This window comes from Edwardsiella sp. EA181011, from assembly GCF_000800725.1.
Classification (GTDB): Bacteria; Pseudomonadota; Gammaproteobacteria; order Enterobacterales; family Enterobacteriaceae; genus Edwardsiella; species Edwardsiella anguillarum.
In genome coordinates, this window is the sequence record NZ_CP011364.1 from 1507989 (window position 1) to 1530315 (window position 22327).

26 protein-coding genes and 1 other RNA gene are annotated in these 22327 nt (G+C 54.2%); 11 read left to right on the top strand and 16 right to left on the bottom strand.

From position 1 onward, the window contains the following. Positions 1–99 precede the first annotated feature (99 nt). On the top strand, positions 100–1569 hold the full coding sequence (locus QY76_RS06655; protein WP_045425690.1) for a sensor domain-containing diguanylate cyclase: 1470 nt from the start codon (positions 100–102) through the stop codon (positions 1567–1569). A 639-nt stretch (positions 1570–2208) separates the two neighbouring features. On the opposite strand, the gene QY76_RS06660 is transcribed toward QY76_RS06655, so the two are convergent. Beyond that, positions 2209–2916, bottom strand: coding sequence for a ribonuclease (locus tag QY76_RS06660; RefSeq protein WP_034165534.1), 708 nt, complete (start codon positions 2914–2916; stop codon positions 2209–2211). Positions 2917–3357: 441 nt separating this feature from the next. Here QY76_RS06660 and QY76_RS06665 point away from each other — a divergent pair, with 441 nt between their 5' ends. The 5 genes from QY76_RS06665 (at position 3358) to QY76_RS06685 (ending at position 7571) form a co-directional block, all read left to right on the top strand. Continuing rightward, a complete protein-coding gene (locus QY76_RS06665; RefSeq protein ID WP_034165536.1) occupies positions 3358–4218 on the top strand; it encodes an alpha/beta hydrolase in 861 nt (286 codons plus the stop codon). Between the two features lie 526 nt (positions 4219–4744). Beyond that, positions 4745–6028, top strand: a complete 1284-nt coding sequence (locus QY76_RS06670) for a serine dehydratase subunit alpha family protein (RefSeq protein WP_034165538.1) — start codon at positions 4745–4747, stop codon at positions 6026–6028. A 63-nt stretch (positions 6029–6091) separates the two neighbouring features. Continuing rightward, the gene (locus QY76_RS06675; RefSeq protein WP_174434943.1) at positions 6092–6829 is read left to right on the top strand and encodes an AzlC family ABC transporter permease; all 738 of its coding nucleotides are present in this window, start codon (positions 6092–6094) and stop codon (positions 6827–6829) included. After that, positions 6822–7148, top strand: coding sequence for an AzlD domain-containing protein (locus QY76_RS06680; protein WP_034165540.1), 327 nt, complete (start codon positions 6822–6824; stop codon positions 7146–7148). The genes QY76_RS06675 and QY76_RS06680 overlap by 8 nt, the downstream gene beginning before the upstream one ends. 36 nt (positions 7149–7184) lie before the next feature. Beyond that, complete coding sequence (locus QY76_RS06685) at positions 7185–7571, top strand: RidA family protein (RefSeq protein ID WP_034165541.1); 387 nt, start codon at positions 7185–7187, stop codon at positions 7569–7571. A gap of 116 nt (positions 7572–7687) precedes the next feature. On the opposite strand, the gene QY76_RS06690 is transcribed toward QY76_RS06685, so the two are convergent. The 6 genes from QY76_RS06690 to QY76_RS06715 all read right to left on the bottom strand — a co-directional run bounded on the left by QY76_RS06690 (position 7688) and on the right by QY76_RS06715 (position 12426). Next, positions 7688–7984, bottom strand: coding sequence for a YciI family protein (locus QY76_RS06690; RefSeq protein WP_012849576.1), 297 nt, complete (start codon positions 7982–7984; stop codon positions 7688–7690). 736 nt (positions 7985–8720) lie between these two features. Next, a complete protein-coding gene (locus tag QY76_RS06695) occupies positions 8721–11057 on the bottom strand; it encodes a primase-like DNA-binding domain-containing protein (RefSeq protein ID WP_045425698.1) in 2337 nt (778 codons plus the stop codon). 14 nt (positions 11058–11071) lie between these two features. Continuing rightward, complete coding sequence (locus QY76_RS06700) at positions 11072–11392, bottom strand: DUF5375 domain-containing protein (protein WP_045425701.1); 321 nt, start codon at positions 11390–11392, stop codon at positions 11072–11074. After that, positions 11389–11616 (bottom strand): hypothetical protein, encoded by a 228-nt coding sequence (locus QY76_RS06705; RefSeq protein WP_045425703.1) that lies wholly within the window; start codon positions 11614–11616, stop codon positions 11389–11391. The genes QY76_RS06700 and QY76_RS06705 overlap by 4 nt, the downstream gene beginning before the upstream one ends. Continuing rightward, positions 11613–12185, bottom strand: coding sequence for an ash family protein (locus QY76_RS17765; protein WP_071844217.1), 573 nt, complete (start codon positions 12183–12185; stop codon positions 11613–11615). Before QY76_RS17765 ends, QY76_RS06705 begins: the two co-directional genes overlap by 4 nt. Next, the gene (locus tag QY76_RS06715) at positions 12160–12426 is read right to left on the bottom strand and encodes an AlpA family transcriptional regulator (RefSeq protein ID WP_045425709.1); all 267 of its coding nucleotides are present in this window, start codon (positions 12424–12426) and stop codon (positions 12160–12162) included. Before QY76_RS06715 ends, QY76_RS17765 begins: the two co-directional genes overlap by 26 nt. 572 nt (positions 12427–12998) lie before the next feature. Here QY76_RS06715 and QY76_RS06720 point away from each other — a divergent pair. The 3 genes from QY76_RS06720 to QY76_RS06725 are packed head-to-tail and all read left to right on the top strand — an operon-like array spanning position 12999 to position 14580. Continuing rightward, positions 12999–13751, top strand: a complete 753-nt coding sequence (locus QY76_RS06720; protein WP_045425712.1) for a hypothetical protein — start codon at positions 12999–13001, stop codon at positions 13749–13751. Then, entirely contained in the window at positions 13748–13990 is a 243-nt protein-coding gene (locus tag QY76_RS17770; RefSeq protein WP_071818543.1) for an ogr/Delta-like zinc finger family protein, read from the top strand. Before QY76_RS06720 ends, QY76_RS17770 begins: the two co-directional genes overlap by 4 nt. Before the next feature lie 14 nt (positions 13991–14004). Then, positions 14005–14580, top strand: coding sequence for a phage polarity suppression protein (locus QY76_RS06725; RefSeq protein ID WP_045425715.1), 576 nt, complete (start codon positions 14005–14007; stop codon positions 14578–14580). Positions 14581–14958: 378 nt separating this feature from the next. Here QY76_RS06725 and QY76_RS06730 read toward each other — a convergent pair whose 3' ends face one another. From QY76_RS06730 to smpB, 7 genes are all read right to left on the bottom strand, one after another. Continuing rightward, a complete protein-coding gene (locus QY76_RS06730; RefSeq protein ID WP_045425719.1) occupies positions 14959–15306 on the bottom strand; it encodes a hypothetical protein in 348 nt (115 codons plus the stop codon). 139 nt (positions 15307–15445) lie between these two features. After that, entirely contained in the window at positions 15446–15781 is a 336-nt protein-coding gene (locus QY76_RS06735) for an STAS-like domain-containing protein (RefSeq protein ID WP_045425871.1), read from the bottom strand. After that, positions 15762–16010 carry a hypothetical protein gene (locus QY76_RS19205; protein ID WP_235439458.1) on the bottom strand — a complete coding sequence of 83 codons (249 nt, stop codon included), beginning with the start codon at positions 16008–16010 and terminating at the stop codon, positions 15762–15764. The genes QY76_RS06735 and QY76_RS19205 overlap by 20 nt, the downstream gene beginning before the upstream one ends. 17 nt (positions 16011–16027) lie before the next feature. Then, positions 16028–16873: a hypothetical protein gene (locus QY76_RS06740; RefSeq protein WP_045425726.1), complete on the bottom strand. Its 846-nt coding sequence runs from the start codon at positions 16871–16873 to the stop codon at positions 16028–16030. Beyond that, entirely contained in the window at positions 16870–18093 is a 1224-nt protein-coding gene (locus tag QY76_RS06745) for an integrase domain-containing protein (protein WP_034165561.1), read from the bottom strand. The genes QY76_RS06740 and QY76_RS06745 overlap by 4 nt, the downstream gene beginning before the upstream one ends. 184 nt (positions 18094–18277) lie before the next feature. After that, positions 18278–18641, bottom strand: a transfer-messenger RNA (tmRNA) gene (ssrA, locus tag QY76_RS17775). 48 nt (positions 18642–18689) lie between these two features. Beyond that, positions 18690–19172 (bottom strand): SsrA-binding protein SmpB, encoded by a 483-nt coding sequence (gene smpB / locus QY76_RS06750; protein ID WP_015872308.1) that lies wholly within the window; start codon positions 19170–19172, stop codon positions 18690–18692. Between the two features lie 153 nt (positions 19173–19325). Between smpB and QY76_RS06755 the strand changes: the two genes are divergently transcribed. Together QY76_RS06755 and QY76_RS06760 are read left to right on the top strand one after the other, a co-directional pair. After that, entirely contained in the window at positions 19326–19760 is a 435-nt protein-coding gene (locus QY76_RS06755) for a type II toxin-antitoxin system RatA family toxin (RefSeq protein ID WP_034165562.1), read from the top strand. Further along, positions 19753–20037 (top strand): RnfH family protein, encoded by a 285-nt coding sequence (locus tag QY76_RS06760; RefSeq protein ID WP_034165564.1) that lies wholly within the window; start codon positions 19753–19755, stop codon positions 20035–20037. The genes QY76_RS06755 and QY76_RS06760 overlap by 8 nt, the downstream gene beginning before the upstream one ends. 41 nt (positions 20038–20078) lie before the next feature. Here the strand turns inward: QY76_RS06760 and bamE are convergent, their stop codons facing one another. After that, complete coding sequence (bamE, locus tag QY76_RS06765; protein ID WP_034165566.1) at positions 20079–20429, bottom strand: outer membrane protein assembly factor BamE; 351 nt, start codon at positions 20427–20429, stop codon at positions 20079–20081. A gap of 167 nt (positions 20430–20596) precedes the next feature. Beyond that, positions 20597–22258 carry a DNA repair protein RecN gene (recN, locus tag QY76_RS06770; protein ID WP_034165568.1) on the bottom strand — a complete coding sequence of 554 codons (1662 nt, stop codon included), beginning with the start codon at positions 22256–22258 and terminating at the stop codon, positions 20597–20599. Between the last annotated feature and the right edge of the window lie 69 nt (positions 22259–22327).

The window sequence follows — 22327 nt, forward strand, 5'->3', positions numbered from 1 at the left end:
CGCCGGGGTTTTTTTTATATTCTCCCCGCCCACAGCAGCCGCCCCGGCTGTTCTATAGTAATAAAGTGATATCCCCCGATGTCCTGAAGGAGAGAGGCCGTGAACGACAGCGATCCGCAGCTGGCGCGTTACTCCCCCGAGCTGGTATCCCTTACCTCGCGGCAGCATGACGCGGGCGATGAGGTGTACCACCATATCCTGGGGCTGGGGCTGAAGATCCTTAACATGCAGATCGGGGTTATCAGCCGGGTGAACAATCGGATCGCCAGCGTCGTCTTTCAGTATCCCGCGCTCGCGGGGCTGCAGGAGGGGCACCATCTCGCGCTCGCAGCGGGCTTCAGCGCCAGCGTGGTGGATCAGAGGACGCTGGTCGTGCAGACCGCGGTCTCCGATGCGCAGCGTCAGCGCCTGCCGCCGCCCTACCGCGCGCTTCCCGTTGCCAGCTATATCGGTATTCCGCTGACGGTGGACGGCGAGTTTTACGGCCTGCTGGAGCTGCTGTCACGCAATGGACGTAATCGCCCCTTCAGCAGTGGACAGATCGCCTGCGTGCGCTTTATGGCCAGCAGCATCGGCCATATGCTGTATCAGGCGACGCTGCTCCAGCGTAACGCGCAGCTGCTGCGGGAGAATCAGCGTATCAATGAGATCATTGATAAGGCGTTTAAATACGCGGCGATTGGGATGGCGTTGGCATCGCCGGAGGGCTACTTCCGACGGGCCAACCGCACCTTTTGTAAGATGCTGGGATACAGCGAGGCGGAGATGCTGCATACCAGCTTTCAGTCGATAACCCATCCGGATGATCTGGCGCTGGATTTGCAATACCTGCAGGATCTGGCACAGCGCCGCATTGAGTTTTACTCGGTGGAGAAGCGCTACCTGAAGCGGGATGGCGCCTATCTGTGGGTACGTCTGAGCGTATCGGCCATTTTTGAGCAGGATGTGGTGCTGTTTTATATTTCACAGATCCAGGACATTGGCGCAGATAAAGTCGTGCTGCAGGCGCTGGCCACCCAGCGTGAGCAGCTGGAGCAGCTAAACCAGGCGCTGACCCTGCAGGCCAGCATCGACTATCTGACCGGGATCCGCAATCGACGCAGCTTTGTTCAACGCTTTGCGCCGCTGCTGCAGCATGCCAGGTCGCTGGTAGCGCTGGCGTTGTTCGATCTGGACTACTTTAAGCATTACAACGATACCTATGGTCATCAGGCTGGAGATGAAGCGCTGATCTACTTTTCCAGTGAAATGCGTCGTCATTTTAAGGAGCCGGACAGCCTGATCGGCCGCTTCGGCGGCGAGGAGTTTATTGCGCTGTGCAGCGCTGATGGCCAGTGCGATATCTTAGAACGGCTGGATAAGCTGCGCGAGTCCCTGGATTACGGTAGCGATGAGTCCTTGCCGGGCCATCTCACTGTCAGCATCGGCTGCGTGCTGGTGCCACGGGAGTGCGTAACGCCTCAGTCATTCGATGTGCTGGTGCGCTACGCCGATGAAATGCTGTATCAGGCCAAAAATACCGGGCGTAACCGGCTGAAGCACCGCGTGCTCACGTCACTTAAGCGATAAATGGCGGCGCTATGGGGTGAGGCGATAGGGGCGGGGATTAACCCATGAACCACATGGGTCTGACTATGCTGATAGCGAATGTCCCATCTTGTGGGCCCCGGTTGTCTGCGTTGGCCCGTTGGCTCTGTTGGGCGTCGGAGTGTTATTTTGCCGCTCTGCGCTGCGTCGGATGTGGTTTTTTCTACGCCTTGCCTGAGTGCCGCCCGGTGGTTATGGCGTATCTTTGGCTGCTGGACCGTCACCGTGTGAAGAGGTACCGTTTATCTGCGTCCGTTAACCTCCAAGTCAGGGATGATGGTGATTCTCTCTGAGTTATCGCGTCAGCCCTGTTTTACCGAGTGACGGTGTACTGCGCCGCGGTATTCACCCCGGGGCCCTATGGCCAGGATATTCTCTTTACACGGTAGCTATCTTATTCCGGGGAGATAGCGGATTACCGTGGCTAAACTCCGGCGCGGCGTCACCCGGGACCGCGCGGCACTGACCGGCGCGCGCTGTCAGGTGCTTGGGCGGCGGCGTACAGGCCGCCCTGCGCGAGGGCGCACCGCCGGTGAGCCCACTCCTCGCCGGGATGCGCAGCGATGCCGCTCCGGCGTGGCGTTATGGGATTGGTGGTACGCCTTAGCGCGCATCGGGCGGCTACGGCGCGGGGATCCAGATCGCATCTAACGGGCAGGGGTCGCCTATCTGCAGCGTGGCGTCGCGGCCATCGGGTGCGCCCTGCCTGTCCAGCAGGTAAAACGCTTCAAAGAGATAGTGCCTGCCGCCGTGGGTTGCGCAGCGAAAGCGAACGTTATCGGGGAACCAGGCGCGCAGGGTGTGCAGAGAGACGGACTGTCCCATATGCTTTTTGAATTCATCGTCATATTTCACCGCCGATCTCAGCTGCGTAAAGCGGGTAAAATATTCCCGCTGACCGCTGCCGAGGCAGGTGCCGTGCTTACTCCACTCGTGCTTCATCAGCCCTTCGGGCTGGGCGCTGACGATTTTTCGGAACGCCGTATCCTGCAGCAGGGTGTCGATCACCTCCGGCAATAATGTGCAGCTGCTGCCCGTGGGGCAGCCGGGCGATTGGATACAGTGGGAGGGATGGCGGTTGGCGCTCCGCTCGGTAGAGAGGAAGTAGGGCCAGATCCCATGGGTATAAAAGTCGGCGCGGTAGGCTTTACACCCCGGCGCCGTCGGATTCAGCAGACAAAACGTGGGTTGCCAGGTGACGGCGTAAACCAGATAGTCGTAGGCGCCGCTGGGCAGGCCAGGAAGATCCTGCTCATCTTTATCCAGCGCATACAGGGAGCCGGAAACGCAAAGCAGGCTCAGTAACAGCAAATATTGAATTTGGCGCACGGTCGTCTCTCTCCGTCAGGTAGCCGTATAGCTTATTTCGGGTTTAGCGAAGCTCGGGTCATCACGCGATCGTATCCTTCGCGTATTGATGAATATCGAGGTACAGACTAACACTAAAAATAAAACCCTGTCTCAACGGAGAGGGTGAGAATTGGGATGATCGTTGATTATTGTGTAGAAATGCAAAGCTGCCACACTAATACTAAAGCGCGATGCCCGTCTTTACAATAAATCGTCCAGTATCGGGTTACCTCAAAATAAGTATATCGGCGCGGCGTCATCGCCGCGATTCTGGACACGTTTAGGCGTTATCTTACTGTTTTAATGTGATTGTCAACGAGAGCTAAACGGTGCTCTGGCGCTTATTTGATTTTCCTTGAATGCCTATCGTATTTTGGCCGATAGTAGTATTCCTAATAAAAAACGGATCGTTCCTGACTAATGCAAATATCAACTCATACCTTACCTGACGGTATTGCCCTGACCTGGTATCACCCCGCTGAGATGACCGCTTCCCCAGTGATTATTTTATGTCATGGATTTTGTGGTATTCAGCAGGCGCTATTACCCGCATTTGCAGAAGCCTTCGCGCAGGCTGGATTCTCTGCGCTGACCTTTGATTATCGCGGATTTGGCGCCAGCGCGGGAGAGCGTGGTCGTCTAGTGCCCGCTATGCAGACGGCGGATATTACAAGCGTGATTGACTGGGCGGCGGCCCAGCCGGCTATCGATGCCGGGCGCATTGGCCTGTGGGGCACCTCATTTGGCGGCTGTCATGTCTTTGCCGCTGCCGCCGGTGACGCCCGGGTGAAGTGTATTGTGAGCCAGCTGGCCTTTGCCGACGGCGAGGCCATGGTCACCGGGCAGATGACGGAAGAGGAGAAGGGCGCCTTTATCGCCTCTCTGCTGCGGATGGAGGAGAAAAAGAACGCCAGCGGTAAAGAGATGATGGTGGCCGTTACGCGGGTGCTGAGCGATGAGGAGTCCAAGGCTTTCTTTGCCGACTATCGGCTGCGTTATCCCCAGATGGATATCAAAATTCCCTTTCTGACGGTGCTGGAAACCGTTCGCTATCAGCCGGCGCGCTTTGCGGCGCAGGTACAGTGTCCCACGCTGGTGGTGGTGGCGGAACAGGATACGGTGAATCCCCCGCAGCAGGGGATCGCCCTGTTTGCCGCCGCGGGTGCCGCGACCAAGCGGTTGTATGTCGAAGAGGGAGCGCACCACTACGATATGTACGACGGTGAGCACTTCTGCCGCTCTCTCGCCGAGCAGCTGGCGTGGTTTAACGCGCACCTGTAATCAATTCAGGCCTTACCGCCGGGGTCTGGCGGTAAGGCGTTCGCGTCGCCGACATTATCGATAAGGGTACCTGACCGTATCATTGGCAATCTCTTTTTACCTCCCCTTTTTATTATCTCTACTGCGAGATTTACTTATTGAAAATAATATTTCATATTTTTATAAATATATTTAAATAGTGGTGTTTACAGAAACGATTAGAAACAGATTACTAGGATTTTTTGCTGCAATGTGGTGGCTTGATGAAAATTGTTTACTGTATTTTATTTGGAATAAGAAAATTATTCTCTTTGTGAAGTGTGATGCAATGCACTAAAAACCGACAATTGATAATTGATATCATTATTAAATCAATAAAAATCAATCAATTAACATTTTTATCATTTGCTTTTTTCTATTTTTTAAAAATAGAGTGTTTTTTCTTTTTATTGTCAATAAGACGCATGATTATAGAAAGTTATTTCCTGAAGATTCCCATAGAGTATTTGCCAGAGCATTTGCTTTTTTAATCTTGAGGGAAATCATAATGACTACGCCAATTACCGCGACACCGTTATTCGTGCAATGGCTGAAAAAAGAGGTCGCACCGGCGCTGGGTTGCACTGAGCCTGTCGCCGTTGCCTATGCGGCCGCCTATGCCCAGCGGCTCCTGGGGGAGCCGGTGGAGACCATTCACGGCGCCATCTCGGAAAACCTGTATAAAAACGCCATGGGGGTCACCATCCCCGGCACCACCTGCTGCGGTGTTAATCTGGCGGCGGCCATCGGCGCCCTCGGGGGCGATGCCAGCCGTGGCCTGGAAACCTTAAAAGGGATCGGCGATGCGTGCGTCGAACAGGCAAAAACGATGGTTGCCTGCGGCAGGGTGAATATCGGCGCCGCCGATACCGAGGACTTTATCCATCTGGATCTGACCCTGCGCAGCCAGCACAGCGAGTGCCGTATCGTGGTGAACGGCAGCCATACCAACGTGACCGAACTGTACCTGAACGGTGAGGCGGTCGCCGTGGAACAACCGCGCGGCAAGGAGGATACGGCGGGTGAGCTGCCGCTGTTTACGCTGCGTGAGGCCTTTGATTATGTGAATCAGGCGCCGTTTGATGAGCTGGCGTTTATCCTGCAGGCCGCCGAGATTAACGGCACCCTGTCGAAGGCCGGTAAGGCTCAGCCCTATGGCCTGAACATTAACCAGACCCTCTCCGCCGCCATTGATGAGGGGATGATGAGCGATTCGCTGATGACCCGGGTGCTGATCGACACGGTGGCCGCCTCTGATGCCCGTATGGGCGGCGCGCCGGTTCCTGCCATGTCTAACTTTGGCTCAGGTAATCAGGGGATTGCCGCGACCCTGCCGGTCGTTGCGGTGGCTCGCCACCTCAGGGTTAACGATGACCAACTGGCCCGTGCGCTGGCGCTCTCCCATCTGGTGGCGATCTCGATTCATGCGCGCTATACCCGCCTGTCCGCGCTGTGCGCCGCCTCGACGGCCGCCATGGGCTCGGCCGCCGGCATGGCCTGGCTGTTTACCCACAGCTTCCAGGCGATCGGTCAAGCGATTACCAACATGATCAGCGACGTCAGCGGCATTATCTGCGACGGCGCCTCCAACAGCTGTGCGATGAAAGTCTCTACGACCACCATGAGCGCCTTTAAATCGGTGCTGATGGCGCGGCAGAACCACTGCGCCGGTGAAAATGACGGCATCGTGGCCCATGACGTGGAAGACTCGATTCAGAATCTGTGCCGCCTGGTGATAAAACCGATGCGCTTCACCGATAAAGAAATTATTAGCATCATGACTCAAAAATAATTGAAAAATTAGCGCCGCAGGATGAAGGCTAATATGAAAAGAAAGCAAGCAATACTCAGCGGAATGAAGATGATTTTTCCGCTGTGCGTCGGGGACTTTCCATTCTCATTTATCGTTGGCGCGCTGAGCGTCGGTGCGGGAATGAGTATCTGGCAGAGCACCGCCTGGTCCTGCATTGTTATCGCCGGATCGGCGCAGATGCTGGCGCTGAATATGATTAGAACCGGTGCCTCGATAGGGGTTATCGTATTAACGACGCTGATCATTAACCTGCGTCATGTGCTGTATAGCGCATCCATGTCGGATAAAATGCGCCACTACGCACTCTGGAAAAAATGTCTGATGGCATACGGGCTGACGGATGAGGTGTATGCGATTACCGTTAAACCGATGCAGGAAAATAAGCACGAGAAAGTCTATTTCTATATGTCCGCGATGCTGACCTTCTGGTTTATCTGGGTGGTAGCCGACTTTCTCGGCGCATTGCTGGGGGCGGCGTTTCCCAACATTGAAAAATATGGGCTGGATTTCGCGATGATCGCCGCCTTTATTGCCATCGTGATCCCGCAGGTGAAAAGCCGCGCCTGTATCATTGCCGCGGTGGTGGCCAGCGTCTCCGGCGTGCTGCTGGTGATCCTGCCTTACTCCCTGGGGATCGTCGTGGCCTCGGTGCTGGGCGTCGCCGCCGGTCTGGCGGTCGATCTGGCGGATGAAAGGCAGGAGGCTCTGCGTGAAACCCAAGAGCAGCATAAGATATTTAACGAACTTAAGGAGATGCGTGAGGTGAGCGTAAATGACTAATGCTTTTTTTGCTATGCTCACGATCGGCATGGCCGCAGTCACCTTTGCGATCCGCTTCTCCCTAATCGGGCTGGGCAGCCGCATCAACATGTCACCCCGGGTAAAAAAGACGCTGCGCTTCGTGCCGGTCACCGTACTGCCGGCCATCATTGCGATCCAGATCCTCAGCGTTGACTCCCATATGGAGTTTGATCTGCGCAACCCGAAGGTGATCGCCGCGGTGATCTGTACTCTGGTCAGCCTGCGCTTTGGCCTGATCTGGGTGGTTATCAGCGGCGTTGTCTCGCTGATCCTGCTGAATCAGTTTGTCTTTGTGTAATCCCCGTCCGCGCTGAAGGCGCATTCAGGAGTCATTATGTCTAACGTTATCAACACACCGTACGCCCCGGCCGCCATTGGCCCCTATGTTCAGGGCATCGATCTGGGCAGCATGGTGCTGACCTCCGGCCAGCTTCCGCTGGATCCCGTCAGCGGCGCCATGCCGCAGGACGTCGCGGAGCAGACCCGCCAGTCGCTGGAGAATGTTAAGGCTATCGTCGACGCCGCCGGGCTGAGCGTGGCCTCCATCGTGAAAACGACGGTGTTTGTTAAGGATCTCAATGCGTTCACCGCCGTCAACGCCGCCTATGAGGCGTTTTTCACGGCTCACGGCGCCCCCTTTCCAGCGCGCTCCTGCGTCGAGGTTGCTCGTCTGCCAAAGGATGCCCTGATCGAGATCGAGGCCATCGCCGTGCGACGCTAATCTGCCGGGGATCAACCCGCGGATGACGTCGCCATGTCGCCCAAACGCCACCCGTCGGTGGCGTTGTTTATGGAAACGCAGAGGCTGTCCCGTCAGTACAGCCGATGACGGTCGCCTTACGCCAACAGCCCCTGGATCGTATCGGCGCAGCGGCTGGCCTCAAAGGGGATGATCTCGGTAGCGACCAGCCCATGCTGCTGAAACGGATCGCGCTGCAGTCTCGCCTGTAGAGCCTCCAGCGTGTCGCTGCGCGCCAGGATCACGCCGCCGCTGCGCGGAATACGCCGCCCAGAGGTCAGAAAAACCCCCTCATCATAGCCCTGGTTCAGCCACTCGATATGCGCCGCCATCTGCGCATCGATTTCGGACAGGGGTTTACTATAGGTCAACACCACAACGTAAATGACGCTCATCGGATTATCCCGTTTAAAGAAGAGTGCGTATCGCTCGGCCCATGGCGGTGTATGTCCACCGCCGCGGCCGCGCCTATCCGGCGATGCTGCGCCGTGAGCGAAAACGTTATCATGTCATGGCGCGGGGAGCGAACGTGGATTGTGTTTTCCGAGACGGTATGCTTGAGAGGCGAGCGGCTCGCGCTGGCGGGAGTTGAATCTGCGTCCGGCGTTACTACGCGGTAAGAGTCATCGGCCATAGCCGAGGGGCTGTAACGCCTCAATGGGCCTAAAAGATTCGGATTTAATTAGTTCTCTTCGGACTTCGCGGGACAAATTGAGGGCACAAAAAAGCCCGCAGGGCTTGCGCCGTGCGGGTTCTTAGGACTTCATCGGATGACTCTGGTAATCACCGATGGAGAATTTTGGTGGCCTGGCGGAGTCTGAATAAAATTCCCATCATATTGAAATACATGTTATTTATTTGATTCAACTTTAATTCGTGTACCTAAACGTGTACCAATTATGCATTGCAAGCGCTCTCTAATAGGCTATCTAGCTTCTCCTCTTTATCGTGAGTACTAAGAAAAAAACTTTTTTTAGGAAAAACCGTTCACACTGTTCACTGTGTATTTTTATCGTTTAAATTCATTGTATTACACCGTGAACGGTTGGTGAACAGTGAACACTTTACTGTTCATTTTTGCGGATTTTCAGGCAAAAAAAGACCGGCGGCTGCCGGTCTGGTTCGGTGCTCTTACTCTGGCGCGTCACACTTTGGTAGCCAATCGGCGTTACTCTCCTCCCTCAACGCAAGATTGGTCTGTATACCTTGATTTTTGCGGCGCTTCTCATAATTCACCCCGTACTCTTTCAGCATCGCGGGCAACCCCTTGCCGAACATGGTGAGGCTGAGCGTGTTCTTGTAGCCGTGCGCCTCCATATACGCCAGATAGGCATGATACAGATACAGGCGCGGCTGACGTGGGATGATGTTGGCATTGCCAATATACATGCCATCCGGCTCTGGCTGCGCCTCAAGGTAGCCACAAAAATCAAATGCCGGATCGGCATCGCGTTTGATGCAGAGCGCCTCATCGGAGTTCTGCTGTGCCTGGAGCAGTGTGCGGGCCGTCATCGGGTCGCTGAACTGCTGCATCAACTGGCGCACAATCACCGCCAATTCGCAGGCGATTTTATCCTTAAGCTGTGGGTCGCGCTCCTCCGGGGCAATCTGCTCCGGGAAATGCAGAATTACCCGGCAGCGGGAAACGCCGCCGCTGCGATCGGTAAAGCGCATCGGGTTATTGTTCACCGCCAGGATCACCGCCGGAATATGGGTGGAGTACGGGTTCTGGTATTTCGGATCAACGGAGACCGCATCGCCGCCGGTAATGGCCTTAAGTCCCGCGCCGTCACCGCTCCACTTCTCCTGATCAGGTAGACGTATCAGCGAGAAACCAATCAGGGATGCGCGCTTGCGCGGATCTTCCAGTGTGTCGATGTCAGCCGAGGTGGCGTTATCCGCCCCGGCCAGCAAGGTGGCAATCTCGGCCAGAATGCTTTTTCCGCTGCCGCCCGGCCCGGTCACTTCGAGAAAAAGCTGCCAGTCGTAACGGTTCGCCAGCACCATAAACAGGGCGGCCAGTATCACATCGCGTTTATCGGCACGACCACCGGCGGCACGGTCAAGCCAGCGCCAAAAATTCGGTGCATGGGTTTCCAACGTTTCACCCGCCACGGGTGGGGTGAAATCCACGTCGCACAGCGTGCGCAGCCAGTGTGATTTACAGTGTGGGCTAAAGATCCCGGTGCTGGTATCGAGTACCCCGTTACGAAAGCCAATCAGACGACGCGCCGGTATATCCTGCTGCGGAATAATCAGTTTCAGGGTATCAATGACCGAGGCAATTTTCCCCGACGAGAACGGCGCGCGCAGGCGCTGAAACAGCCCGGCCACATCACGGGCAAAATCGGATGACGGAATGATTTTCCATATCCCGGCCTCATAGCGTGACAGGAGCTGGCCGTTAGCATCGACGGCCAGCGCTTCGCCGTAATGCTCATGCACCCGCATCGCCTTTTCACTGGTACTCATGGCGGTAAACTCCGCCTCGCTCATGGTGTTAAACGGGCTCTCCGCTACGGGGCGGATCGCGTCATAAATCGCTTTCCGCGTGGCCTCCTCGCCTTTCTGCATAAAGGCATCATTCCAGTCACCGAACACCGGCGGCAGGGCAACCATGCCCTCACAGGCTTCTGCGGCCGCGGCGGCTTTGGTCTGGCCGTTGCCGTTGAGGTCACGGTCGGCCGCCAGGACAATCTGACAGGCCGGGTATTTCTGACGGGCAAGGCTAGCCAGAGAAAGGAGGTTCACGGACGACAGCGCCACCATCACCGTTTCATCAGTCAGATGATGTACGGTGAGGGCCGTGGCATAGCCCTCCGCAATCCACAGGCGTTTCCCGGCCTGTTTTTGGCCATCAATGGTATGGCTGGTGCCTTTTACCTGTCCGCCTTTCAACGTGCGTTTCAGGCCGTCTGTGTTGATAAGCTGGAGATTCACCAGCGATCCGCCCTCGTCATACAGCGGCACCACCAGATCCCCGGCCCGATAAATGACCCCGCCGGTTTTGTGCGTGGCTGTCAGCACTACGCACGCATGAGCGGGGAACCCCTTGCGGGTCAGGTAGGCATTCGCGGAGGCCGTGCGGGTTTTGGCCATCAGTTTTACGGCCAGCGCGGCTGCCGCTTTCCGATCTGCATCGGTTTTAGCCTCTGCGGCCGCAATCACCTCCGGGGCAACCGGCGGTAGGGTGCCGATCACCGCATTCACCTTATCGGCGGCCTCTACGGCCAACACACCGAACACCTTTTCGACCAGCCTGAGCCCGTCTCCTGAACCACACCGATTGCAGTACCACGTACCCCGCCCCTCCAGATCATCAAGACGAAAGCGGTCGCTACGCGCATCACCACCACAAATCGGGCAGGGCTGATGGCGGTTTTTCACTATCTTCATCCCCAGTGCCGATAAAATATGTAACCAGTGGCCGCGCGCCAGATTAACGGTATCCGTAACGTTCATGTTCATTGTTGTTTTCTCCCTCAGTGCAATACCGGCGCATTAATGTGACGGGCGCAGAGTTCATCCATCACGACAATGCCGAGAAAGGACAGTGACGGGGCGGCCTTGAGTGGTCCAGCTTCCATTAAATCTTCCAGTAACGCACAGGCAATCTGGCGGCCCTTCTCCTCGCCGTGTTGGTGCAGGTAAAAACCCTCCAGCTCGGTGGCAATGGCATTTTCCAGCGTATCGAGGGTGAATGCCTGATAGCGGTGCTGACGCGCGCACAGGGTCAGCCAGGCGCAGGCAACGGCACGGCGGTACAACGCGGCACGCAGGACAGGCGGTAATGGCGTAGTCATACATTGTCCTCCCCGGCAAGCCAATGCTGGTTACAGCGCTCGACCACGCTATCGAGCTGGGCGGTCATCAGGTATATCAGGGAGGTGAGCTGGAGATTTTGCTCCGGGTTACGTTGAACGCTGATACATGCTCGCTCTTGCATCAGTTCACCGACCAGTTGGCCAACATTGCGCAGGTGATCGAGGCATTCGAGGTCTTGCAAGGCGATAGTCGTGTGTTTCATGCGCACACCCCCGCCACCGGCAGGCGACCGGCAAAGGACAGAACATACTCACGGACAAGGGAACGGCGGGCGCTGTACTCGTTATCGGCCACGGTGCGCAGCATACAGATAGGGGAGTGACGATCAGCGCGGCGGACAGCGGCGAAGATAAAGACAAACTGCGGGTGTGACGGGGTGAGGATCGTAGCCATGATGGCAACCTCCAATAAGTAGCGGTAAATGCCACCACCGGAGTTCCTACGCTCATGGGTGGTGACCCGGACGGGGGTAGGAATACCGGCCTTATTGGAAACCGGCCAGCCCGAAGGCTGCCCCGCCCGGGCCACCATTATCTGACAGGGGCCATGGTGTAAGCACCACAGCCCAGAAAATGGGTGTGCCTGGACAACGACGCAAAAAAAGACGCCTGGCGCGTCTGGTGTCGCCAATAAGTAACTCGGGTTCCTACGCCCGGCTGCCGATTTTGCGACAGCGGAAAAACTATACCCAGAAACAGCCAACAGAAGCAAGCCAGAAAAAGGGGGGTTTGCGGTGCGAGGATCATCATGCGTCGTAGCCCCGGTTACGATCGGCGATACGATCGGCCATCCACGCGGTGATTTCTGACTGTACCCAGGCCACATTTTTACCGCCGAGAGAGATTTGTTTCGGAAAGGCCTCGCGGCTGATGAGATCGTAAATGGTTGAGCGCGACAACCCGCAAAGGTGGATCACTTCGGGCAGGCGGATAAAGCGTTCCTGGACCGTATCAGGAGCAGGCATCATCGGGGCGGCAGGGGCTGAGGACGGGGAAGAAAAAGCAGTGTGCATAGGGCTACCTCATAAAATCCATACAAGTCCGGTCGTGTCCATCCGGCTTCGGGTAGCTCTCTATTTTGTGAATATTTTTACGTAGGGCAACAAGTCATTTTGTAGTGTACCACCACACAACAGAGCAATTTTCATACAAAAAATAATAACTGCCCGCCGTTGCACTCCATTGCACCACATTGACACTCCGTAGTACTGCATTTAGATGATTAACGGGTATTAATTAAGATATCTACCCGAAATAACTATAAATAATTAAAGGAGACTCATAGAGCAGAGCATCGTCAACGGTGAACAGTAGTGAACAGTCGGTGAATAGTTTTATCTCAACTGTTCACTGTTTAATTTACTGTATTACTTATCTTTTTCTTTATAGTGAATAGTAGTGAACAGTTATTTATAGAAAAACAAACAGAGAGAGAAGCTTACCCGCCCCTTTCTCTGGCTAGCCCTCCTGATTGCCGTTCTGCCCGATTCTGTTTGTGCCATCCCTGCGACAACCGTGATCGCTCGTGTGGTTGTGTGGTGCGTTGCAGAATGATTTCACCTTGATAACGCAGCAGGAGAACACCATGAAACCAACCACTCACCCCCAACAAGAGACGGCGATCCCCGCCGTGCTGGATAAGGCACTCCAAGTGCTGGAGAGCGCCAAAACTCATCATCTGAATAACGTGCACCGGATGGATGAAATCCAGCATGCCATCGAGCAGGCCAAACAGCAGAAAACCCGTCTGGAACAAACGGGCCTCGATGATACGCAAGCCTGGCGCGAGCAATTCCTGCGCAATGGCGCCGTGCTCACCGATGCGCTCAAGCAACAGCATATGGAGCGTGTCGCCCGCCGGGAGCTGATGCAAGAGTGTGAGAACGCTGCCGAGGTATTGGCTTATGAACTCGAGCAGGGAAAGGGCACATGTTGCAGCTCGGCAAAAGCCTACCGTGATGCACACTTTTCGCTGTTGAACGACTACGTGCAGCGCGAGTTTGAGACCACCCTGTCACAGGGAGTCTCTGCGCTCATCCGGGCAATCAAGCTCAAAATTTTCGCCCTGCAACAACAACGCTATCGCGCTGGCCATCATGACATTGAATCGGCCGAAAAAGAGGTTCTGGCAGAAATCAGTCGCTGGCTGAAAGCGCAAGTAGACCAATATGAGATCCGTTTAAACGATGAGCCGGTACTGTACAAAATAGGGTTATCGCCCAGCCCGCTTCCCCATATGGACTATGAGCTCGCCGCAACACCGGCACAGAGCATGCGTTTTTACGAAGAAATGCAGCAGCGTAAAGCCCAGCTTCAGGCGCGGGGGCTGATCGCATGATGCATTGTCCTTTTTGCGGTAAATCCGCCCATACCCGCAGCAGCCGATACTTATCGGATAACGTCAAGCAACGCTATCACCAGTGCACCAATGTTCACTGCTCGGCGACGTTCCGCACGCTGGAATCCATCGATGAAATTATCCATCAACCAGCCAAGCCGGTAACGGCAGAACGGCCAACACCACAGGCGGAGCCGCGCCGGGTATCCGGTTGCTATCGCTCTCCCTTTTCACATTAACCGAGAACACCAACATGACGACAACCCCATTACAAAAAGCGGCAATGGCGTGCCAAGCGGCCAAAACACGTTGGCAGGATAGCCGTCAGGCATGGACCAAGGCGACGCTAGAGATGGCTAGCCTACAGGCCGATAGCAGCGGCAAGTCTGGCGATCGCCTGGCCTATCTGCGTGAATTGATCGCCGTGAAACAGTGGGAGATGAATCAACACGCTGATCGATACCTACATGCCCATGATGAACTGTTGCGTGTCAGTGTGCGTACGGAGCTGCGCAGCTTCATGCAGCGTCACGGCACCGAGCTGCTCAGAGCCCTGGCCCCGGAGTTAATGGGGCTGAATCATCAACCGGAGCTGTTACGTACACGGGCCGCCGATCGGGCACTGGAATACCTGCGGGAAGCGCTGGCCGTCAGTATGGCCATCAGCCCGGCCATTGAGTACGCAGAGGCCAGTCGGGATATTTTAAACAGTGCGGGACTACGGCCAGAAACAGCGGCCCGGCAGGATGCCATCAGCCGCACGACGCCTGCCGAAAACCTGAAATTTATGCACCGAAAAATCGCACTGGAACAGCAGCACCCGGCATAAAAAAATTGCCATAAATTCCCGCATTTTTTCTCTAAAAAGCCATGCATGCATAGCGTGCATGGTTTTGCATGCGCCTTACGATATTTTTTAACCCTCGCCGCGCCAGTCCTGGCGCGCCCTGTGCCGTCTCATGCATCTGCATTAAAAGCGCCCCATGAAGCGGGCAGGCGAGGCGGGGAAAGCATTGCGCGCAGGATGTTAATAGCATCCAGTTCCGGACATGATCTGATTATTGCTCAGTTATTAGCTTTTTCGTAAAGAAGTGTGATTAAATGGATAGGAATAGGCTGAAGGTTTTATTAATTTAAATGCAGTTGAGGTATTAGCGAACCTGATGAAAGAATCACCTCGCAAAATAATGAGAGGTGATGTGAATTGTTATTTTTGAAAGAGGAGTGACTTGAGTTTCATCCAGTGATATTTAGTGGAGTTTCTGAAATACCATTCCGTATAGTTTTCTTCAATAAGCTCTAGCGTATTGAATTTTAAGTCGTTTAGTTTTTTCTTATAATCACCGTTAGATGATGTTAGGTAATCATATGGTTCACTTCTAATTTTATTTATATGTTCATCAGAAATTAGCTTGATGTTTATCTTTTTGTCCAAATGATTCAAGTGTAGTTCTATTAAAGTAAGTTTTCCTGCAATTAAATCATCAAGTTCAGTTTCCTTAATACCCCTTGATTTTATTTTTTCCTCAAGGGAGTCAAAGAAGGTTTCAACCATGGACGAGATTTTATCTTTAAGCTTAGATGTTTCATTTCGCTTAAAGGTTCGAGTGTTAATATAAGACGAAATAAGCCATCCAAACACCGCGATTATAGAGGAAATAATCACGGCAATATATTTCAGATCTAGAGCGTGGCTAGTATTTTCTGGTATCATTTGCGGCTTTCTCGATACGTTCCGTAATTAATAACTCAAAACTCTTTAGATCATTGTGATAATACTCGAGTTTTTTGTCTAAATCAGATTTAGTAAAGTTTTCTTCGCGAATAAGTCCGCCAAAGGCTTCATCGATAAATGAGCGGCCATATCTATTATAACCTGTCAAGTCTACTATAACTTTATCATGGCTATTCAGGGCTGGCACCAAGATTTCTTGACGAAAAACCTGACCGTTCCACTTGCCATCAGAAGGATATCGGCCATAGGGGCTCTTGCTGAATTCATTGACGATACTAATTTTTTTCAAGTTCATCTTGATCAACCTTAATGTTCCACTGTAGCAAGGTGCCTGGCATCGGCTTTTGCAAATCGTATGTTTCAACTATACCAGAGTTTAGCTTATATAATCCATTGTTACTGTAAATCCACAGAGTTCCTTGGTCATTTTCTGTAACTAAAGCTTTAATGCTTTTACTTCCTTGCCCATGCTTGCTCTCCTCGGTCCCTGTAACATCACCAACCATAGAAATGGCTATTTTCATCGCGTCGCTGATAATGCCTAATTTGTAACTAAGTAAATCTTTTTTGCAATGCCTTCTTCTTCCAGCTCTCGCTTAATTTGAGATACTAAATCTGGATATGTGCTTTGAAGAATTTGCTCAAACCACGTTCTGTTCATGACCGTTTTAGGTATGCCTACGCCTTTATCGTATATTGCTAAAAATAATTGGTCACCTGCAAGATCGCATTTCACCCACCATTTTTTCATGTCGGACTCAGGAATATCTGGGTACGCATGATATGCAACATTGTTAATGGCCTCCTGCACTGCACCCCCATATTTACTTTCCGTATCAGGCGTCATCTTGTTTTTGTAAATTTTATGCTGAATAAAATCTACGATTTCATCGCGAAAATCACCACCGCTACCACTTATAACCGGTATAGAATCCCCATCAAAATTAGGTTGATGTGTATTTTCTTTGCATAATACCTCTAAGCCTGAACGTTTTATTATTCTAGTGGCTTTAAAATCTTTCGGAAAAGCAACAATTCTAAAATTAACTCCAGATTTTATAGCTTGTTCAATAGTAGCGTAAAGAATTAATATAGAAGCAGCTTTGATATATTCCATTTGGGAAAAATCAAGATGAACTTTTTTAGTTTCCATATCTGCCATGCGAGAAATAGCATATATGATATTCATAGTGTCTCTATAATGCTTGTTTTTATCAGCGGAATAGATACTGAAATTAGCAGGGAATCTAATGTATTCAACTGCTTTTTTTGACTTGTTCTTTTTCTTAGGGCGATAAGGACAATATTCTATGTCCTTACGCAATACCTCATATTGCCAACGCTTTCTTGCGATTGCAGATCTTATTAACTCATTGTTTTTTTTCATTTTTCTTCCTTGTTGTGAAATTCATTAAAACTATTGGTCGCTACTTTTTTTCCCCACCAATTTAGTAGTTCAATTCGCTGAGTGAGATACTGTGCTCGGTTATACGCTTTTCGAATTTCGTTTCTATCACTATGTGCAAGAGCTGCTTCAATCACGTCTGGGTTGAATTCGGCTTCGTTTAAGATAGTACTTGCGAGCGATCGAAGCCCATGAGCAACAAGTTTCCCTCCATAACCAATACGCTTAAGGGCTGCATTTGCAGTTTGGCTGTTCATAGGCACCATTGGGTTGATTCTACTGGGAAAGACATGCTCACGGTGTTTACTTATGGCTTTCATTCTATCCAAAACATCTAACGCTTGTGGAGATAATGGAACAACATGCTCTCTTTTTGCTTTCATTCGATTGGCTGGGATTGTCCAAAGTTTAGTGTCGAGATCAATTTCAGCCCATTGAGCACCAGAAGCTTCAGAAGGACGCACAAGGGTCAGGAGCTGCCACTCGATAAGACAACGAGTCGGAACTGACAGGTTTGACATGACTAAAGAGTGCATCAGTTTAGGTAATTCTTCTGGCCGCAGCGTTGGCATATTTTGCTTTTTTGGTTTCTCAAAAGCCATACCAACACCTGATGCTGGATTGGCATCAATCAAACCGGTGTTAACCGCGTAAATCATTATTTCGTTGATACGCTGTACCAGACGACGAACTGTTTCCAGCGCTCCACGAGCTTTGATTGGTTCAAGCGCTTCAACCAATGTGCGGGCTTTGATCTGCTGTACAGGAGTCTCACCGATGGCAGGGAATATGTCTTTTTCCAGTGAGCGCCAAATATCTTTCGCGTAATCAGGAGTGACGCTCTTACTTTTGAGCTGGAACCAGTTTGCCGCAACGGTCGAAAAAATACTGTCCTGAGCGATTTGTTGCTGTTCCTTTGCAACTTCAGCTTGAATTTGCGGGTCGATTTCGTTGGCTAATAGGGCAAGGTAATCCGCTCTTAACCCTCGGGCATCAGCAAGTGAAAGGGCAGGGAAGGAACCGAGCCCCATCATTGTTCGCTGCTTTGTTGCCGGACGTTGATAACGGAAACGCCAGAGCTTCTTCCCGTTGGTTTTCACTATCAGGAAAAGCCCATCACCATCATGCAGCGTTAGATCCTTCTCTAACGCCTTAGCGCGCAGAACTTCGGTGTTGGTCAGGGGGCGTGTTGTCCGTGCCACTGTGGCCGCTCCTTCATGAATTGGTATACACTTTTAAGTATACATCCTACCGTATACCTAAACGTATACCAATAATCATCGGATTTAGCCGGATGCTCTCGGACGAAAACAGACACAAAAAAGCCCGCAGAGCTTGTGCCATGCGGGCTTTCTAGACTTTCCCGGACGTCTCCGGAAGCGTATGTGGTGGACCTGGCGGGAGTTGAACCCGCGTCCGAAATTACTACGCTGTCGGTACTACATGCTTAGTCTGGTCTTTACATTCGCTTGCCAGCTGCGGACAGACACGCCACTAACAAACTAGCCTGATTGGATTTAACGCTTCACCCCCAGGCAGGAGCTCCACGCGATCTCTTTTGGGTTTGACCTCTCTTGATCCCCGTCCTAAGAGCGGAGGCTAGGGAGAGAGGGCTCTGCGCAGGTTATTAAGCTGCGAGTGCGTAGTTTTCGTCGTTTGCGACTATTTTTTTGCGGCTTTTTACGAGGCAAACCGCCCCTCGGCATGCACCTTGAGTTTCGCAAATCCCGTCGAATCCAGAATCAGGCCCAAGTGTGTAGGCGGCAGTATACCAGAGTTTACCGCCGCTGCGCCAGCGTTAGCGGTTGGCGTTTTTCATAATCCGCGCTTTGTCCTGCTTCCATTCGCGGGTTTTGATGTCGTCGCGTTTGTCGTGCTCTTTCTTACCCTTAGCCACGCCGATCTTCAGCTTGGCCCAGGCGTTCTTCCAGTACAGCGACAGCGGGACGATGGTGTAACCGTCGCGGTTGGCGCTGCCGAACAGGCTCGCCAGCTCGCGCTCTTTGAGCAGCAGCTTGCGGGTGCGCGTCGGATCGCACACCACGTGGCTGGAGGCTACGTTCAGCGGGGTAAAGGTGGCGCCAAACAGAAACGCCTCGCCGTTTTGCAGCAGAATATAGCTTTCGCTGATGTTGGCCTTGCCGGCCCGCAGGGATTTGACCTCCCAGCCTTGCAGCGACAGCCCGGCCTCGAACTCTTCTTCAATGAAGTAGTCGTGGCGCGCGCGCTTGTTCATGGCAATGGTTGCCGAACCCGGTTTGTATGCTTTTTTCTTTGTCATAGTAGCGTCATTATACTGTTACAAGCGGCGAATGAATACTTTTTGCCGGGGGTGGCCACGGATCCCTGGACGGCATCCAGTGTGCGTAAGCCAATTCTCTCTGTCTAGCAATAAATGGTATTATGCCTCGGTTTATGTTGTCCGGGAATTGATATGCCGCAGATTAGCCGTTCCGCGCTGGTGCCGTTCAGCGCGCAGCAGATGTACCAGTTGGTCAACGACGTTGATGCCTATCCAGCCTTTTTGCCGGGCTGTGTCGGCAGTCGGGTGCTGGAGAGTTCGCCGCAGAGCATGACCGCTTCGGTCGATGTCTGTAAGGCGGGGATTAGTAAGACCTTTACCACCCGCAATACGTTGTCGGACAACCGTAATATTAAGATGCAGCTGATCGAGGGGCCATTTCGCCGCCTGATGGGGGATTGGCGCTTTACTCCTCTGGGAGAGGAGGCCTGTAAGGTGGAGCTGCATCTGGATTTTGAGTTTACCAATAAGCTGGTTGAGCTGGCCTTTGGCAAGATATTTAAGGAGTTGGCTGGCAGTATGGTACAGGCGTTTACCCTGCGGGCCAAAGAGGTTTACCGTGTCTGAGATGAGCATTGAGGTGGTGTACGCGCTGCCGGAAAAACAGTATCTGCGCCGCCTGACCCTGCCGCAGGGCAGCAGCGTGGGAGTGGCTATCGAGCGCTCCGGGCTGCTGGCGCAGCGCAGCGAGATCGATCTGGGTAAGAATAAGGTGGGGATTTTCAGTCGCCCGGTGCGCCTGGAGGATCCGCTGCGCGACGGTGATCGGGTGGAGATCTATCGCCCGCTGATCGCCGATCCGCGTGAGCTGCGGCGCCAGCGCGCCGAGCGGGCCAAAAAATAAGGCGCCGTGGGCGCCTTATTTTTTTAACTGCCGCTGCACGCCTAGGCGTCGCCGTCGTTCGGCAGCTTTTTGGTGTTTTCAACGTTGGTCAGCACGCCGCTCGCGTTAAAGGTCAGGGTCAGGGTCTGCTGGGTAATTCCCTCGTGGCTAGGCTCCTGGCGGAATACGTAGAACCATGTGCTGCTGCCGAAGGGATCCTGTAGCAGCGGGGTGCCCAGGGTATAGGCGACCTGCTGCTGCGTCATGCCACGGTGGATTTTGGCGACGTCGGCCGCGGTCAGATAGTTGCCCTGGTTGATGTCAGGACGGTAAACCACTTTTTCCACGGTGGCGCAGCCTGCGGTCAGCATAACCAGGACCACGGCGGCGGCAGTCAGCATTTTACAACGCATAGTTAATTCATTCCTTTTGGACACAAAGCCAGGGTAGCTGCGGCGCGACTCTGCATCTTGGTGCAGGATCTTCTGGGCGTCGAGATTACCACGCCGACGGGAGTATAGGCAACGGCGCGGGGAATTGGTTCCCGGATTATGCGCTTTTCCCGCGCCGTCGGCGGCTCTCAGGCGGCCAGCAGTTCGCGGGCATTGGCCAGGGTATTGCGGGTGACCTCGCTGCCGCCCAGCAGACGCGCCAGCTCCTGCAGCCGCGCCTTTTTATTCAGCGCCCGCATGCGGGTTTCGGTCTCTTCGCCGTCGGTCTCTTTGCTAACGTAGTAGTGCTGGTGTCCACAGCCGGCCACCTGCGGCAGATGGGTCACGCACATCACCTGGGTCGATTCACCCAGCTGGCGCAGCAGGCGCCCGACGATGGCGGCGGTCGGTCCGCTGATGCCGACGTCCACTTCATCAAAGATCAGCGCCGGGGTATCCATCTTCTGGGCGGTGATCACCTGGATGGCCAGCGCGATGCGCGACAGTTCGCCGCCGGAGGCCACCTTGCCCAGCGGCTGCAGCGGCTGGCCGGGGTTGGTGGTGACGCGGAATTCGATGCGATCGGCGCCGTCGGCGGTCAGCGCATCGGGGGTAAAGGTCACGTCGATGGTAAAGCGGCCGTGGGGCATGGCCAGCTCCTGCATGCGGGCGCTGATCTGGCCGCACAGCTCTGCCGCACAGGCGCTGCGCTGCTGGTGCAGGCGCTGTGCCAGGCTGAGCGCCTGCTGATGGTGCTGGCGCACGGTGTCCTCAAGCTGGGCTTCATCATCCTGCTGGCGATCCAGCGCGTGCAGTTCCTCCAGCAGCTGCTGATGGAGCTGCGGTAGCTGCTCCGGCGCCACCTGATGCTTGCGCGCCAGCGCGATCTGGCGCGACAGGCGCTGCTCCAGCTGCTGCAGGCGGGCGGGATCCATCTCAATGCTATCGCCGTAGTGGCGCAGTTCGTTGCCGGCTTCGTCGATCTGGATCGCCGCCTCCTCCAGCATCTCCAGCAGCGGGGCAAAGCGCGCGTCGTAGCTGATAAGCTCGCCCAGGCTGTGGCGCGCGCTGTGTACCAGGCTCAGGGCGTTGCCGTCGTCGCCGTCGCAGAGCGCCGCCAGGATCTGCTGGCTCAGGCTGAGCAGCTGGCCGCTGTTGGCCTGACGCTTGTACTCCTCGTCGATCTGTTCGTACTCGCCGGGCTGCGGCGCAAACTCATTCAGCTCTTTTAGCTGGTACTGCAGCAGCTCGCGGCGCGCCTCGCGATCGCTGATCTGGCGGCGGTGGTCGGCCAGCAGGCGCACGCTGTGGTGCCATTGGCGATAGGCGGCCTGCATCTCGTGCAGTAGGGGGTGCTGCTGCCCATAGGCATCCAGCAGGTGGCGCTGGTGCTCCGGCTTCAGCAGCAGCTGGTGCGCGTGCTGACCGTGGATTTGGATCAGCAGCTGGCCCAGATCGCGCAGCTGGGACAGGGGAACCGCGGTGCCGTTGATAAAGCCGCGCGAGCGCCCGTCGGCGCTGATCACTCGGCGCAGCAGGCATTCGTTGCTGTCGTCGAGCTGGTTGGACTCCAGCCAGGCGCGGGCAGAGGGGGTATCGGCCAGCGAGAAGCGGGCGCAGATATCGGCGCGCGGCATATTCATCCGCACCATGGCGGCTTCGCTGCGCCCCCCCAGGCACAGGGTCAGGGCGTCGATGGCGATAGATTTACCGGCCCCGGTTTCGCCGGTAATGGCGGTCATTCCGCGCTGGAAGTCGACTTCCAGTTCACGGACGATGGCAAAGTTGGCGACGGTCAGCTGCGTCAGCATGGATATTCCCCTGTACGGAATCACACTACTGTGTTTAATGCCAGTATAAACTGGTTTTTTATACAGTAA

Bases quoted from the DNA above. Each gene is read 5' to 3' on its own strand.
- QY76_RS06705 (WP_045425703.1), bottom strand. From the start codon at position 11,616: ATGAAACACACGACTATCGCCTTGCAAGACCTCGAATGCCTCGATCAC.
- QY76_RS06730 (WP_045425719.1), bottom strand. From the start codon at position 15,306: ATGGTTGAAACCTTCTTTGACTCCCTTGAGGAAAAAATAAAATCAAGG.
- QY76_RS06680 (WP_034165540.1), top strand. From the start codon at position 6,822: ATGACTAATGCTTTTTTTGCTATGCTCACGATCGGCATGGCCGCAGTC.
- recN (WP_034165568.1), bottom strand. From the start codon at position 22,258: ATGCTGACGCAGCTGACCGTCGCCAACTTTGCCATCGTCCGTGAACTG.
- QY76_RS06670 (WP_034165538.1), top strand. From the start codon at position 4,745: ATGACTACGCCAATTACCGCGACACCGTTATTCGTGCAATGGCTGAAA.
- smpB (WP_015872308.1), bottom strand. From the start codon at position 19,172: ATGACAAAGAAAAAAGCATACAAACCGGGTTCGGCAACCATTGCCATG.
- QY76_RS06690 (WP_012849576.1), bottom strand. From the start codon at position 7,984: ATGAGCGTCATTTACGTTGTGGTGTTGACCTATAGTAAACCCCTGTCC.
- QY76_RS06725 (WP_045425715.1), top strand. From the start codon at position 14,005: ATGACGACAACCCCATTACAAAAAGCGGCAATGGCGTGCCAAGCGGCC.
- QY76_RS06695 (WP_045425698.1), bottom strand. From the start codon at position 11,057: ATGAACATGAACGTTACGGATACCGTTAATCTGGCGCGCGGCCACTGG.
- QY76_RS06715 (WP_045425709.1), bottom strand. From the start codon at position 12,426: ATGCACACTGCTTTTTCTTCCCCGTCCTCAGCCCCTGCCGCCCCGATG.
- QY76_RS06720 (WP_045425712.1), top strand. From the start codon at position 12,999: ATGAAACCAACCACTCACCCCCAACAAGAGACGGCGATCCCCGCCGTG.
- QY76_RS06675 (WP_174434943.1), top strand. From the start codon at position 6,092: ATGAAGATGATTTTTCCGCTGTGCGTCGGGGACTTTCCATTCTCATTT.
- bamE (WP_034165566.1), bottom strand. From the start codon at position 20,429: ATGCGTTGTAAAATGCTGACTGCCGCCGCCGTGGTCCTGGTTATGCTG.
- QY76_RS06700 (WP_045425701.1), bottom strand. From the start codon at position 11,392: ATGACTACGCCATTACCGCCTGTCCTGCGTGCCGCGTTGTACCGCCGT.
- QY76_RS06740 (WP_045425726.1), bottom strand. From the start codon at position 16,873: ATGAAAAAAAACAATGAGTTAATAAGATCTGCAATCGCAAGAAAGCGT.
- QY76_RS19205 (WP_235439458.1), bottom strand. From the start codon at position 16,010: ATGAAAATAGCCATTTCTATGGTTGGTGATGTTACAGGGACCGAGGAG.
- QY76_RS06685 (WP_034165541.1), top strand. From the start codon at position 7,185: ATGTCTAACGTTATCAACACACCGTACGCCCCGGCCGCCATTGGCCCC.
- QY76_RS17770 (WP_071818543.1), top strand. From the start codon at position 13,748: ATGATGCATTGTCCTTTTTGCGGTAAATCCGCCCATACCCGCAGCAGC.
- QY76_RS06735 (WP_045425871.1), bottom strand. From the start codon at position 15,781: ATGAACTTGAAAAAAATTAGTATCGTCAATGAATTCAGCAAGAGCCCC.
- QY76_RS06755 (WP_034165562.1), top strand. From the start codon at position 19,326: ATGCCGCAGATTAGCCGTTCCGCGCTGGTGCCGTTCAGCGCGCAGCAG.
- QY76_RS06665 (WP_034165536.1), top strand. From the start codon at position 3,358: ATGCAAATATCAACTCATACCTTACCTGACGGTATTGCCCTGACCTGG.